Annotated in this window: 14 protein-coding genes and 1 riboswitch; of the genes, 8 read left to right on the forward strand and 6 right to left on the reverse strand. The window is 72.8% G+C overall.

Annotated features, from left to right (window positions below):
- Positions 1-35 precede the first annotated feature (35 nt).
- A complete protein-coding gene (locus ACGFH9_RS05355) occupies positions 36-311 on the forward strand; it encodes a DUF4031 domain-containing protein (protein WP_355242537.1) in 276 nt (91 codons plus the stop codon).
- Here ACGFH9_RS05355 and ACGFH9_RS05360 read toward each other — a convergent pair.
- Positions 289-957, reverse strand: coding sequence for a metal-dependent phosphohydrolase (locus ACGFH9_RS05360; protein WP_393215977.1), 669 nt, complete (start codon positions 955-957; stop codon positions 289-291). The two genes, ACGFH9_RS05355 and ACGFH9_RS05360, sit on opposite strands and share 23 nt — an antisense overlap.
- A gap of 89 nt (positions 958-1,046) precedes the next feature.
- Here ACGFH9_RS05360 and ACGFH9_RS05365 point away from each other — a divergent pair, with 89 nt between their 5' ends.
- The gene (locus tag ACGFH9_RS05365; protein WP_393215669.1) at positions 1,047-2,282 is read left to right on the forward strand and encodes an aromatic acid exporter family protein; all 1,236 of its coding nucleotides are present in this window, start codon (positions 1,047-1,049) and stop codon (positions 2,280-2,282) included.
- 9 nt (positions 2,283-2,291) lie between these two features.
- Here ACGFH9_RS05365 and ACGFH9_RS05370 read toward each other — a convergent pair whose 3' ends face one another.
- Positions 2,292-3,527: an aminotransferase class V-fold PLP-dependent enzyme gene (locus ACGFH9_RS05370; RefSeq protein WP_393215980.1), complete on the reverse strand. Its 1,236-nt coding sequence runs from the start codon at positions 3,525-3,527 to the stop codon at positions 2,292-2,294.
- An 80-nt stretch (positions 3,528-3,607) separates the two neighbouring features.
- Positions 3,608-3,728: riboswitch (SAM riboswitch) on the reverse strand.
- A 23-nt stretch (positions 3,729-3,751) separates the two neighbouring features.
- On the opposite strand from ACGFH9_RS05370, the gene ACGFH9_RS05375 reads away from it, so the two are divergent.
- Positions 3,752-5,230, forward strand: coding sequence for a PrsW family intramembrane metalloprotease (locus tag ACGFH9_RS05375; RefSeq protein ID WP_393215672.1), 1,479 nt, complete (start codon positions 3,752-3,754; stop codon positions 5,228-5,230).
- An 18-nt stretch (positions 5,231-5,248) separates the two neighbouring features.
- Here ACGFH9_RS05375 and ACGFH9_RS05380 read toward each other — a convergent pair whose 3' ends face one another.
- The gene (locus ACGFH9_RS05380) at positions 5,249-5,416 is read right to left on the reverse strand and encodes a hypothetical protein (protein ID WP_355242552.1); all 168 of its coding nucleotides are present in this window, start codon (positions 5,414-5,416) and stop codon (positions 5,249-5,251) included.
- 81 nt (positions 5,417-5,497) lie between these two features.
- The gene (locus ACGFH9_RS05385; RefSeq protein WP_393215676.1) at positions 5,498-5,836 is read right to left on the reverse strand and encodes a GroES family chaperonin; all 339 of its coding nucleotides are present in this window, start codon (positions 5,834-5,836) and stop codon (positions 5,498-5,500) included.
- Between the two features lie 158 nt (positions 5,837-5,994).
- Between ACGFH9_RS05385 and ACGFH9_RS05390 the strand changes: the two genes are divergently transcribed.
- Positions 5,995-7,293, forward strand: a complete 1,299-nt coding sequence (locus ACGFH9_RS05390; RefSeq protein WP_393215679.1) for an AI-2E family transporter — start codon at positions 5,995-5,997, stop codon at positions 7,291-7,293.
- Between the two features lie 4 nt (positions 7,294-7,297).
- On the opposite strand, the gene ACGFH9_RS05395 is transcribed toward ACGFH9_RS05390, so the two are convergent.
- Entirely contained in the window at positions 7,298-9,490 is a 2,193-nt protein-coding gene (locus ACGFH9_RS05395; protein WP_393215682.1) for an ATP-dependent DNA helicase, read from the reverse strand.
- Between the two features lie 79 nt (positions 9,491-9,569).
- On the opposite strand from ACGFH9_RS05395, the gene ACGFH9_RS05400 reads away from it, so the two are divergent.
- Positions 9,570-10,076, forward strand: a complete 507-nt coding sequence (locus ACGFH9_RS05400) for a DUF402 domain-containing protein (RefSeq protein WP_393215685.1) — start codon at positions 9,570-9,572, stop codon at positions 10,074-10,076.
- Between the two features lie 12 nt (positions 10,077-10,088).
- Here the strand turns inward: ACGFH9_RS05400 and ACGFH9_RS05405 are convergent, their stop codons facing one another.
- On the reverse strand, positions 10,089-10,472 hold the full coding sequence (locus ACGFH9_RS05405; protein WP_393215688.1) for a hypothetical protein: 384 nt from the start codon (positions 10,470-10,472) through the stop codon (positions 10,089-10,091).
- Between ACGFH9_RS05405 and ACGFH9_RS05410 the strand changes: the two genes are divergently transcribed.
- The 3 genes from ACGFH9_RS05410 to ACGFH9_RS05420 all read left to right on the forward strand — a co-directional run bounded on the left by ACGFH9_RS05410 (position 10,464) and on the right by ACGFH9_RS05420 (position 12,339).
- Positions 10,464-10,637: a hypothetical protein gene (locus ACGFH9_RS05410; protein WP_393215691.1), complete on the forward strand. Its 174-nt coding sequence runs from the start codon at positions 10,464-10,466 to the stop codon at positions 10,635-10,637. The two genes, ACGFH9_RS05405 and ACGFH9_RS05410, sit on opposite strands and share 9 nt — an antisense overlap.
- Entirely contained in the window at positions 10,634-11,584 is a 951-nt protein-coding gene (locus ACGFH9_RS05415; RefSeq protein WP_393215694.1) for a PPK2 family polyphosphate kinase, read from the forward strand. The genes ACGFH9_RS05410 and ACGFH9_RS05415 overlap by 4 nt, the downstream gene beginning before the upstream one ends.
- Positions 11,585-11,712: 128 nt before the next feature.
- On the forward strand, positions 11,713-12,339 hold the full coding sequence (locus ACGFH9_RS05420) for a DUF47 domain-containing protein (protein WP_007465788.1): 627 nt from the start codon (positions 11,713-11,715) through the stop codon (positions 12,337-12,339).
- The last annotated feature ends 3 nt before the right edge of the window (positions 12,340-12,342 follow it).

Below are 12,342 nucleotides of genomic sequence, written 5' to 3' on the forward strand. Positions count from 1 at the left end.
GGCCACCGATCATCAACGCGAGCTAGCCTCGGCGGATGCTCTACCTGGACCGGCCGGCGTGGCCGGCGCGCGGTCGGCTCTGGTCGCACCTGATCAGTGACGTCTCCTACGCCGAGTTGCACGCCTTCGCGGAGGCGCTGGGCGCGCCCCGGCGCGGCTTCGACCGGGACCACTACGACATCCCTGCCGACCGGTTCGCGTCGGCGGTGTGGCTCGGTGCCCGGGTGGTGCCGAGCCGGGAGCTGGTCCGGTTGCTCCGCGACGCCGGCCTGCGTCGCCCGAAGCACCTCAGTGCGCCGCCGACCCGGTGAGAGTGGCCAGCTCCCGGCGTAGGTTGGCCCGGGCGGGCGCTTCCCACCGCGCGGCGAGCAGCGGTAGCCGGAACAGCGTGGGTAGCTCCAGTAGCCCGGTGAGCACGGCGGCCCGTCCGCTCCGGAAGGCCGGCTCGGGCACGTGGGCGTACTCCCGTCGGATCGCCGCGGCATAGCGGTCGTAGGCGGCCGGTGGGCCGGCCAGCACGGCGAGGTCCGCGTCGCAGAGCAGGGCACCGTCGGCGTCGTCCGGCGTGACCCGGTGCCCGGCGGTGAGCAGGACCAGCCGGCGGACCTCGGCGACGGCGGGCGCCGGCACCCCGAGCCCGGTGAGCAGACTCTCGGCCAGTGCCGCGCTGTCCCGTTCGTTGGCGTCGCCGGCGGCCCGTGGATCGTAGACCGCGTCGTGGCACCAGGCCGCCAACCGGACCAGATCCGGCCGCCCGGCCAGCCCGGCGTGGCGGTCCACCACATCGAGGACGACGCCCAGGTGCGCGACGGTGTGGTAGTGCCGGTGCGGCTCCCGCCAGCGGGCGAGTAGCTGTTCACCGGCCCGGATGGAGCGCTCGTCGGGTTTCGCACCGGCGGCGTGGGCCGCCGCACGCCACCGGTCCAGCAGATCCGCCACCGCCCGAGTCTGCCGCATCCGCTCGCGCGGCACGCGCACGGGAGGATTCAGCGGCCCTGCCACGGGTAGTCGCGCCCATGGCGGCGGCCCGGGACAAGAGACCTCCGATGGTGCGGCGTGCCCCGCTGCGCGATGGACTGGTGGATGTCGACGGGGCGCGGATCGCGGAGGCCACCGAGCAGCTCCGGCACCGCGGTAGGGCCACCCTGCACGACCGGCTGCACCGGGTACGGATGGCCGGTGGGCTGGCCGTGCAGGCCGGTCTGGCCGCCGGCCTGGCGTACCTCGTCTCGCACAACGTGCTCGGCAATCCGCAGCCGGTCTTCGCGCCGATCTCCGCCGTCGGCACGCTGGCCGCGTCGGTGGGCCAGCGCTTCCGCCGGACCGTGGAGCTGATCGTCGGCGTGGGCGTCGGGGTGGCTGTCGGCGACCTGCTGATCTACCTTCTCGGCACCGGAGCGTGGCAGCTCGGCCTGGTGGTCACGGTGGCGATCCTGCTCACCATCTTCGCCGGCGCGAGCGTGGCCATCGTCATCCAGGCGGCGGCCACGGCGGTGCTGATCGTGACGCTGAGCCCGTCGACCCAGAACCTGGAGATCCCCCGCTTCGTCGACGCGTTCCTCGGCGGCGGGGTCGCCCTGCTGGTGACGGCTGTGCTGCTGCCGCTGAACCCGCTCCGAGTGATCAACCGGGCCGCCCGGCCGGCGCTGGACCTGCTCGCGGCGCAACTCGACGCCACCGCCGACGGATTGCGCGCGCGGGATCGCGCCGGCATCCAGCGGGCGCTGGAACGGCTGCGCAACAACAAGGACGAGCTGGCGACCCTGTCCGAGGCGATCGAGGGGGCGAAGGAGACGGCCACCCTGTCACCGGCCCGCTGGCACCGCCGCAGCGAACTCACCCACTACGCGGAGGCGGCCGACCCGATCGACCGCGCGATGCGCAACTCCGGCACCCTGATCCGCCGGTCCGTCACCCTGATCGAGGACGACGAGCCGGTGCCCGACGCCATGCCGGAGGCGATCGGCCACCTCGCCGAGTCGGTCCGGCTGCTCAAGCACGAGTTCGCGGTGGGTGAGGAGCCGCAGCAGGCGCGGGAGCGGTCGCTGCGGGCCGTCAGCGAGGCCGGGCGGGCGTACGGCGCAGGGGTCGGCTTCTCCGGCAGCGTCGTGGTCGCCCAGATCCGTACCACGGCCAGTGACCTGCTGGTGGCCTCCGGGATCGAGCAGGAGGAGGCGAACCGCTGCATCCGGACCTCCTTCGGGGACCAGGAGCGGCCGGTCGGCGAACCGGCCGAGCCGGGCGAGGCGCCGAAACCACCCACCGCCCCGCCGGTCGGCTGAGCACGGTGCTCAGGCCAGCTCCGCGAGCGCCGCGAGCAGCCGGTCGACCTGGGCGTCGGTGCTGCCCAGACCGATGCTGGCGCGCAGCGCGGTCGGCGGAAGATCCCTGCGCCCGGTACGCGCGGCAGCTTCGCCGAGCAGCCGCCGGGCCAGCGGATGGGCACAGAACAACCCGTCGCGTACGCCGATCCGGTGCTCGGAGGCGAGCCGCGCGGCCACCGTCGCGGAGTCCTGACCGGCGACCACGAACGACACGATGCCGACCCGGGGCGCGTCCGCGTCGAAGGTCCGCAGCTCCACCACGTGCGGCAGGGCGGCGAGGCCGTCGCGCAGCCGGGCCAGCAACGCCTGCTCACGGGCGTGCAGCGCGACCCGGTCGGCGTCGACCAGCGCCGCGCACACCGCCGCCAGCGCCACCGCGCCCAACAGGTTCGGGGTGCCGGCCTCGTGCCGGGCCGGGCCGGTCGCCCAGGTCACGTCATGGGTTGCCGGCCCGACGTTGCTGGTGGCACCGCCACCGGCGAGGTACGGCGGGGCGGCGTCCAGCCAGTCCGCCCGGCCGACGAGCACGCCCGCGCCGAACGGGGCGTACAGCTTGTGGCCGGAGACGGCCAGGTAGTCCACGTCGAGCGCGTGCAGGTCGACCGGGGCGTGTGGGGCGAGCTGCGCGGCGTCGAGGACGATCCGGGCGCCGTGCCGGTGGGCCACCCGGGCCAGCTCGGCGACCGGCCACAGCTCACCCGTCACGTTGCTCGCCCCGGTGACCGCGACCAGCACCGGCAGCACGGGGTTGCTGTCGCGGCGCAGCTCGGTCAGGGCGGCGGCGAGAGCGCGTACCGCCCCGGCCGGGTCGGCGGGCACCGGCAGGCGTACCGAGCCGCGCGGCCAGGGCAGCAGGTTCGCGTGGTGCTCACCGGCGAAGGTGACCACAGTCGTGCCAGCGGGCAACGACCGGGCCAGCAGGTTGAGGGCGTCGGTGGTGTTCCGGGTGAAGATCACGTGGTCGTCGGCACGCGCGCCGAAGAAGTCACCGACCGTCTGCCGGGCCCGCTCGTACGCCAGGGTGCAGCGCCGCGACAGCGCTCCCGCGCCCCGGTGCACGCTGGCGTACCACGGCAGCAGTTCGGTGACCGCGTCGGCCGCGGCCCGCACGCACGGCGCGGTGGCCGCGTAGTCGAGGTTGATCTCGCCGGGTACGCCGAGCACGTCGAGCGCCACCGACGGCGCGGACGCGACGGCGGGCAGGCTGGGCGGCGAGGGTACGAGAGTGACGGACACGCCGGAACCTCCGGGTTCAGGGACCCCGGGTGTGCCTGTCGGGACGGGGTCCGCGCTTGCCCAGCACGCCGATCGGGCTGGGCCCGGTCATCACCCGGGGCACCCCACCGCGAACTCGACGAGGGTTGCCGGCCAGCAAGCCGGGGCTTGACGCTGGCGCTCGTGACCTGTCGCCAGCATAGCGGCTGTGGATGCGCCCGGACCAGTCGGCGGCGGATGGCTACGCTGACCGCATGGCCGACACCCCGCCCGGTGCACCCCTGCCGTCGCCGCCGCACACGCCCGCGGCCCCGCCCGCCGGCTCGTCACCCGGGATGCCGCCGCGCCGCTTCGGCTGGGTGCGGTTCCTGGTGCTGGCCGGGGTGGTGCTGCTCATCGCCGCGTGCGCGGTGTTCATGGTGTTCACCCTCGGCCAGTCGCTGGGCGTACAGGCGCTGCTGGTCGGGGTGGTCGCCGCGATCCTCCCGGTGCCGGTGCTCGTCGCCTGCTTCCTCTGGCTCGACCGTTACGAACCGGAACCCCTGAAATACCTGATCTTCTGCTTCGCCTGGGGCGCGTTCGTCTCCACGGCCGCCTCGCTGAACGTGAACGAGTTCGCCGCCGGACGCTTCGCGGACTGGGGACTGCCGGACGCGCTGACCGGCGTGCTGGTGGCACCGTTCATCGAGGAGCTGACTAAGGCCCTCGGCCCGATCCTGCTGCTGCTGTTCCGCCGCCGGGAGTGGTCCGGGATCACCGACGGCCTGGTCTACTGCGGGCTCTCCGCAGTCGGCTTCGCCATGGTGGAGAACATCCTCTACCTGGGCGGATACGGCTACGCGGCCGGTGCCGACCGGTACGGCCCGGCGACCGGCACCCAGCAGGTGATCGCCATCTTCATCGTGCGGATCCTCCTCTTCGGGTTCGCCCACCCCCTCTTCACCTCGATGACCGGTGTCGGCCTCGGGGTGGCCTCCCGTACCGCCGACCGGCGTGTCCGGGTGCTGGCCCCGATCGCCGGCCTGCTGCTGGCGATGATGCTGCACGGGACGTGGAACCTGCTGCCGACGCTGACCCAGACCACCGGCGAGGCAGTGATCATGCTGTACGGCTTCCTGGGCCTGATGGTGCCGGTGTTCTTCGGCGTGGTCGGGCTGGCCGTGTGGTTGCGCGCCTGGGAGGGACGGCTCACCGAGCGGACGCTGCCCGACTACGTACGCGCCGGCTGGTTGAGCCCGCCCGAGGTGGCCGCCCTGAGCAGCCTGGGTCGTCGGCATGCCGCCCGGAGCTGGGCGCGCCGCGTCGCCGGGGACGCCGGGGCGCGGGCGATGCGTGGATACCAGCTCGCGGCGACCCGGCTGGCCCTGCTGCGCGACGGGACGCTGCGCGGTCTCGACCGCAAACCGGCCGACCGGGAGCGGACCGCCGTCGAGGAGCGTCAACTGCTGGAGGCGATCACGGCGTACCGGTCGTACTTCGTGGGCCGCGATCCGCAGGCCCCGGCCGGCGTCTGGGACGGCAGCCAGTACCACCTGCGCTTCCCGGACGGTACGCAGCGATCGGTCGCCGCGCCCGACGAGCCGGTGGTGCCCATCCCGGTGGTGCTCGCCCCGACGCCCCCGGTCAACCACCCGCCGGCCGGCTGGCACGCCCTACGCCCCGCCGCGCCGTGGCCGCACGGTCACGCCTGAGCGCGGCCGGGCGGCGGGTCAGGTCATCAGCGTGGTGAGGAAGTCGCCGAGCCCCTGGGCCATCGCCATGAGCGCGACCCCGATCCCCTTGAACAACTGCGCGGCACCGTCCGGGCGGAACGCCATAAAGTAGATCAGGAACGCGACGCTGCCCCAGGTCAGCAGCTTCTTGACGAATACCGGCATCGTCCCTCCCCAGGGCCACGGTCGCCGGCTGGCTTCCCGTCGTACGCGCCGACAAACGGCGCGGCCGCGCTCGGGGAAGGTCTACAGGTAGAGGCCGGTGGAGTCGTTCTCCACCCGTACGGCGGCCACGGCGTGCACGTCGCGTTCGCGCAGCAGCACGTACCCGCGGCCGTGCAGCTCGACCTCGGAGCGGTCGTCCGGGTCGAAGAGCACCCGGTCGCCGGAGACGATGGCGCGGACGTTCGGCCCCACACCCACGGCGGTCGCCCACGCGAGGCGCTTGCCTACCGCGGCGGTCGCCGGGATGACGATGCCAGCGCTGGAGCGACGCTCGCCCTCGCTGCCGTCCATCCGCACCAGCACGCGATCGTGCAGCAGGCGGATGGGCAGGCCGGAGTCGAGATCCTGGTCGGCGGTCACGGGGCAGACGCTACCGTGTCGCAGGTGACCGGCTGCCGGTGGTTACGCCCACGGCGGTGCGGGCATTGTGTGGCGGAACTGCCCTACGGTGTCGGGAACGGACGTATGCTGTCCGACCTGTCGCCGTGGGCGGACAATTCATCTGCCAGGAGGTGCGCTTGAGCCGCTTCGAGCGGGTACGCGGGCGGCTGCGCCGCGCCTACCAGTCAGGACAGAAGTCGGTGAGTGCCGCACAGGAGACCCCGGGCGACGCCCCGGAGACGCCGGGAGTGGCCTCGCCAGCCATCCCCGGGCCCGTCGCACCGGCGAAGGCCACGGTCGTCGGCGCGGAGCCTCCGGTGGACCTGCACAGCTCGACGTCCAGCCGGGACGACGCCGACGTGCCGCACGGCCTACGGATCGCCGCCGCCTGGTGCTGGCGGCTGATCGTGATCGGTGTGGTGGCCTGGGCGCTGCTCCGGATCGTCGGCACGGTCCGGATCGTGATCATCCCGTTGGCCATCGCGTTGCTGCTCTCGGCGCTGCTCGCGCCGGCCGTGGGCTGGCTGCTGCGCGCCCGGCTGCCCCGTTCGCTGGCGACGGCCGTGGTGCTGGTCGGCGGCCTGGCGGCCGTCATCGGCACGCTCACCCTGGTGGTCAACGAGTTCATCCGGGGCGTACCGGAGCTGAGCGAGAAGTCGTCGCAGGGCGTCCGGCAGATCCAGAACTGGCTGAAGACGGGTCCGTTGCACCTGTCCGACACCCAGCTCGACCGCTACATCGACGAGGCGCAGGGCTGGATCAACGACAACACCTCGAAGTTCACCAGCGGCGCGCTGAGCACCGCGGCGACGCTGGCGGAGGTGCTGACCGGCGCGCTGCTGGTGCTGTTCGCGACGTTCTTCTTCCTGCGCGACGGCAACAAGATCTGGCGTTTCGTCGTACGGCTGCTGCCGGTGGCCGCCCGCTGGAAGGTCGACGACGCCGGCCGGGCCGCCTGGCAGACCCTCGTCGCGTACGTCCGAGCGACCGTGCTGGTCGCCTTCATCGACGCGGTCGGTATCGGCATCTTCCTGGTCGTCTTCGACGTGCCGTTCGCCTTCCCGCTGGCGGCGCTGGTGTTCCTCGGCGCGTTCATCCCGATCGTCGGCGCGGCGCTCTCCGGAGGCGTGGCCGTGCTGGTGGCGCTCGTCGACAGCGGCCCGGTGACTGCGCTGATCATCCTGGGTGCCGTGATCGGTGTGCAGCAGGTGGAGGGGCACATTCTCCAGCCCCTCATCATGGGCCGGGCGGTGGCCATCCACCCGCTCGCGGTGATCATCGGGATCGCGGCGGGAGTGGTGCTCGCCGGCATCACCGGCGCGCTGGTCTCCGTGCCGCTGATCGCGGTGCTGAACACCGCGGTACGCCGACTGGCCGCCCGCACGGTCCCGGACACCCCACCAGACGCCGTAGTAGTCGCCTCCCAAGCCCCCTGACGCGTCAGGTGGTGGCGAGGCGCTTTAGGGCGCCTCGGGCCACCTCGGGGCGGGTCGTGTACCAGAACGGGGGTAGCGACCTGCGCAGGAACGGCCCGTAGCCGCGGGCGGTCTCCAGGCGCGAGTCGAGCACCGCGACGACGCCCTTGTCGCCGGTCGCCCGGATGAGCCGGCCCACTCCCTGTGCGAGGCGTACCGCGGCGATCGGCACGCTGACCGCCGCGAACCCGGAGCCGCCGCCCGCGTCGACGGCTGCGGCGCGGGCCGCTGCGAGCGGTTCGTCGGGGCGTGGGAAGGGCAGCCGGTCGATGACCACGAGCTGGCAGGCGTCGCCCGGCACGTCCACTCCCTGCCAGAGCGACATCACCCCGAACAGGCAGCTGGACCGCTCCTCGCGGAACCGCCGGACCAGCAGCGGCAGCGCCTCCTCACCCTGCAACAACACCGGCAGGTCGGTCCGCGCGCGCAGCAGCTCCGCCGCCTGCGTCGCGGCCCGCCGGGAGGAGAAGAGCCCGAGAGTACGACCACCGAGCGCCTCGACGAGACCGAGCAGTTCCTCACCGGCCGCGTCGGGCAGGCCGGAGACGCTGGGTCGGGGTAGGTGCGCGGCGACGTACAGGATGCCCTGCCGCGCGTAGTCGAACGGCGAGCCGACGTCCAGTGACCGCCAGCCCGGGCCCTCGGTCGCCGGGATGGTGGAGGCGTCGGCCAGCCGGCGGCCCGGTGTCTCGGCGGCCGGACGGCCCGCACCGGTGCGGGCGGCCATCGTGGCGGCGGCCGGCGACGCCGGGACCGGCGGCGCGTCCAGGCCGAGGGCACGGGCCACCGTGTCGAACCGGCCGCCGAGCGCCAGGGTGGCCGAGGTGGCGACCACTGTGCGCTCGTCGTACAGGTGGGCGGCGAGAGTGCCGGCGACCGAGAGGGGCGCGACGACAAGTGCCCGGCGGTTGCCACTGTCGTTCTTCTCCACCCAGGCCACGTCGTGGTCGGCCTCTTCGAGGAGCCGCTGCGCGGTGGTGGACAGGTCGTCCATGGCGGCCTTGGCCTGCTGCTTGCGGACCGGGTCGGGATCGTCGGACTTGATGTCGCCGATCGCGTCCAGGGCGGCGCGGGTGGCCGAGTCGAGCAGAGTGCACGCCTGGTGCAGCGGCGTCGGCAGGCCGGCGGTGAGTCGACCGGCCGGCGCCTCGGCGAGCCCGACGGCGAGGGCGTCACCGGCGGCGGTGAGCGCGTCGGCCGTCTCCGGCTTCAGCAGCGGTCGGGCGCGTCGGGTGGACCGGTCGATCATCTCCGGCACCAGTTCGGCCTGGGCGGCCGAGGAGACACGGTCGGCCAGCTCGTGCGCCTCGTCGACGATGAGCAGCTTGTGTGGCGGGACGATGTGCCGGTCGGCCAGCATGTCCACCGCGAGGAGACTGTGGTTGGTCACCACGATGTCGGCCTCGCGGGCGCGGGCCCGGGACGCCTCGGCGAAGCACTCCGCCCCGAACGGGCAGCGGGTCGCGCCGACGCACTCCCGCGACGGCATGGAGACCAGCCGCCACGCCTGGTCGTCGACGCCCGGGTCCAGTTCGTCGCGGTCGCCGGTGTCGGTCTTGTCGGCCCAGTCGCGCAGGCGCTCGATCTGCTTGCCGAGCCGGCCGGCCTCGCCGAGCCACTTGGTGCCGCCGCCGCCGGGGCGGGCGGCCGGGGCGTCGAAGAGGGTCTCCTCCGGCTCGTCCGCCGTGGAGTTGTCCAGCCGGGCCAGGCAGAGGTAGTGGTGGCGACCCTTGAGGACCGCGAACGTGGGCCGGCGGCCGAGTAGCGGCTCGACGGAGTCGGCCAGCCGGGGCAGGTCGTGGTCGACGAGTTGGGACTGCAACGCCAGCGTGGCCGTGGAGACCACCACCGGACCGTCCACGGTCAGGGCAGGTGCGAGGTACGCCAGCGACTTGCCGGTGCCGGTGCCCGCCTGCACGAGCAGGTGTTCGCCGCTGGTCACGCACTCCTCGATGGCGGTGGTCATCTGCTGCTGACCGGGCCGCGCCATGCCGCCGGGAACCGCGCCGACCGCCGCCGCGAGCAGCTCCGTGCCGCTGGGCCGGGCACCCCGCCGCCGGCTCGTGCCGCGGGCCGAGGGGGTGGCGGAACCGGTGGCGGTGCGGGGCGGAGTCACCGTGCGACGGTACCCGTCGGCGCCGACACCGTCAGCGCCCATCCGCCCGCGTGGCGCGCACCCACCTGTCGCGTTACGGCTGCGCTACGACGTGTGGGCGGTATCGGTTAGGGTGCGAATCATGCCGAGCGACGTGGTCCGAGTGATCTACCGCAAGTACGACGGCAGCGCGCACCGTGACTACCCGGCCCGTCGCCTCGCGGCGGACGACCTCGGCGTCTGGCTCGGCGTCCCCTTCGGGACCGAATCGGTCTACCACGGCCGTCCGTCGGTGGAGAAGATCCCCTTCGTCCTGCTGGTGCCCCACCACGCCTGGTGGACGTGCATGTTCAACCCGCCGCCGCGTACCAGCGAGGTCTACTGCGACATCGCCACGCCGGCCCGTTGGGAGTCCGACGACACCGTCCACCTGATCGACCTCGACCTGGACGTGGTCCGACGACGGGCCACCGGCCTCGTGGAGTTGCTCGACGAGGACGAGTTCGCCGAGCACCGGGCCCGCTTCGGCTACCCGGAGGACGTGGTGGTCGAGGCCGAGGCGGCGGCCCGGTGGCTGTACGGGGCTCTGGGCGACGGCACCGAGCCGTTCGCCTCGTCGTACCGCAAATGGTTGGCCCTGGTGGTCTGAGCCGGCAGCGGCTCACCAGCGCGGCGGCCACCGGTCGTCGTCGCGAAGCGGCGGCAGGCCGGTCAGCTTCAGCGGATTGAGCTGGTTGAAGATGCCGGTGATCCGGCCGTCGTCCACGGTGAACGCGGTGACCAGCCGGATCTGCCTCCCGTCGGTGTGCGTCGTCTCCATCTGGAGACCCAGGGCGCCGTCGACGAGCATCGAACGTGCCCGCACCCGCTGCGCGTACCGGCCGGTCCGGCCGAACAGGCCGAGCGTGAGGCGACCGTGCCGGGGCGCACCCGGTGCGGTGACCGCCCGCCGAGCCCGGGAGGCGAGCTGCCGCGCGCCCACCTCGCTGGTGCCCAGGACCTCGGCCACCCGGGCGAACGGCACCGCGAACACGTCGTGCAGCACGAGCGCGACCCGCTGCTCGGGCGCGAGCCGTTCCAGCAGCACCCGCAGGGCGGTGCCGACCTGGTCGGTGCGGACCGCGCGCTCGGCGGGATCGGGGGCATACCCACCACCCTGGTGGGCCTCGGCGGGCGGATGGTGCGGGGGTGGGCGATGATCCGAGGATGAGTGAAAGCGGGCAGGAGCAGGGCGAGCGGATCGTGGCACCCCACGGCGGGTCCGTACGGGATCTGCTACGGGTCACCGCGCCCGTGGACCTCGCCACGATCGACCCCCGGTCCACGCCCGGCCTGCCGGATGCCAAGGCGATCGGCGAGCGCCGGAAGACCTGGGCCCGTACGCAGGTGGAGTTGATCGGCGAGGAGCTGGGTCGGCGGCAGGAGATGCTGTTCGCGATGGCCAAGGCCGGCTCGGCGGACCCGGCGCGACGGGTGCTGCTGGTGCTCCAGGCCATGGACTGCGGTGGTAAGGACGGCACGATCAAGCGGGTGGCGGGCGCGATGAACCCGCTGGGCCTGCACATCCGCTCGTTCGGACCGCCGACCCCGCAGGAGCTGCGGCACGACTTCCTCTGGCGGATTCGCCGCGAGCTGCCGCCGCCCGGGTACGTCGGGATGTTCAACCGCTCGCACTACGAGGACGTGCTGATCGCCCGGGTCGGCGCCCTGGTGCCGAAGGCGACCTGGCGGGCGCGCTACGAGCAGATCAACTCCTTCGAGCGGGAGCTGGTCGACGACGGGGTGACCGTCGTGAAGGTGATGCTGCACATCTCGTACGCCGAGCAGGGCGAGCGGCTGCTGGAACGGCTCACGGACCCCCGTAAGCACTGGAAGTACAACCCGTCGGACGTCGACTCCCGGGCGCACTGGGACGACTACCAGGCCGCGTACGCCGAGGCCCTGAGCCGGTGCGGCACGGACGCCGCGCCGTGGTTCGTGGTGCCGGCGGACCGCAAGTGGTACCGGGACTGGGCCGTGGCCCACCTGCTCCGTGAGACGTTCGACACGCTCGGTCTGGGGTATCCGCCTGCCGATTTCGACGTGGCGCACGAGCGTGAGCGATTGGCCGCTGGGGGAGCGGGGACGGTTGGGACGCCCGAGATGAACAGCAGATGAACGACCGGTGAATGTGGCCTGGCCAGGGGTGGGCCGGGGAATTTGCGGTTCTGGCGTTTCCTAGCATTCACCGAGCGGACGCCTACGGACGCCGCCACCCCTTCCACCGACGCGACGAGGTCTGTGCTGTGAAGTTTTCCTTCCGCCCCACCGAGGGCGCCTTCTACGAGCTCTTCACCAGGGCCGCGCAGAACCTGGTCCGGGGCACGGCGCTGCTGAACGAGCTGGCTCTGCCCGGTGTCGACGTGCAGTCGGTCAGCGAGCGCTTGACCGAGGTCGAGCACGACAGCGACCAGATCACGCACGATCTGTACAAGAAGATCAACTCGACCTTCATCACGCCCTTCGACCGGGAGGACATCTACCGGCTGGGCTCGCTGCTCGACGACGTGATGGACCACCTGGAGGCGGTCGGCGACCTGCTCTACCTGTACGGGCTGACGGAGCTGCCGGCGCTGCCCCGCGAGCTGCACGAAATGGTCAACGTGCTCGACCAGCAGGCCAAGTTGACCGCCGAGGCGATGCCCCGGCTGCAGTCGATGAAGGACCTCGAGGACTACTGGATCGAGTGCAACCGACTGGAGAACGAGGGCGACCGGATCAACCGGCAGCTGCTCGTCCGGCTCTTCTCCGGCGAGTACGACGCGTTGACGGTGCTGAAGATGAAGGAGGTCGCCGACGAGTTGGAGGCCGCCTGCGACGCCTTCGAGCACGTGGCCAACACAGTCGAGACCATCGCGGTCAAGGAGTCCTGAACC

The sequence above is a fragment of the Micromonospora sp. NPDC049102 genome (assembly GCF_043197485.1).
Classification (GTDB): Bacteria; Actinomycetota; Actinomycetes; order Mycobacteriales; family Micromonosporaceae; genus Micromonospora.

Coding starts and splice junctions, on each gene's coding strand:
- ACGFH9_RS05355 (WP_355242537.1), top strand. CDS start 36: ATGCTCTACCTGGACCGGCCGGCGTGGCCGGCGCGCGGTCGGCTCTGG.
- ACGFH9_RS05360 (WP_393215977.1), bottom strand. CDS start 957: ATGCGGCAGACTCGGGCGGTGGCGGATCTGCTGGACCGGTGGCGTGCG.
- ACGFH9_RS05365 (WP_393215669.1), top strand. CDS start 1,047: ATGGTGCGGCGTGCCCCGCTGCGCGATGGACTGGTGGATGTCGACGGG.
- ACGFH9_RS05375 (WP_393215672.1), top strand. CDS start 3,752: ATGCGCCCGGACCAGTCGGCGGCGGATGGCTACGCTGACCGCATGGCC.
- ACGFH9_RS05380 (WP_355242552.1), bottom strand. CDS start 5,416: ATGCCGGTATTCGTCAAGAAGCTGCTGACCTGGGGCAGCGTCGCGTTC.
- ACGFH9_RS05395 (WP_393215682.1), bottom strand. CDS start 9,490: ATGGGCGCTGACGGTGTCGGCGCCGACGGGTACCGTCGCACGGTGACT.
- ACGFH9_RS05400 (WP_393215685.1), top strand. CDS start 9,570: ATGCCGAGCGACGTGGTCCGAGTGATCTACCGCAAGTACGACGGCAGC.
- ACGFH9_RS05415 (WP_393215694.1), top strand. CDS start 10,634: ATGAGTGAAAGCGGGCAGGAGCAGGGCGAGCGGATCGTGGCACCCCAC.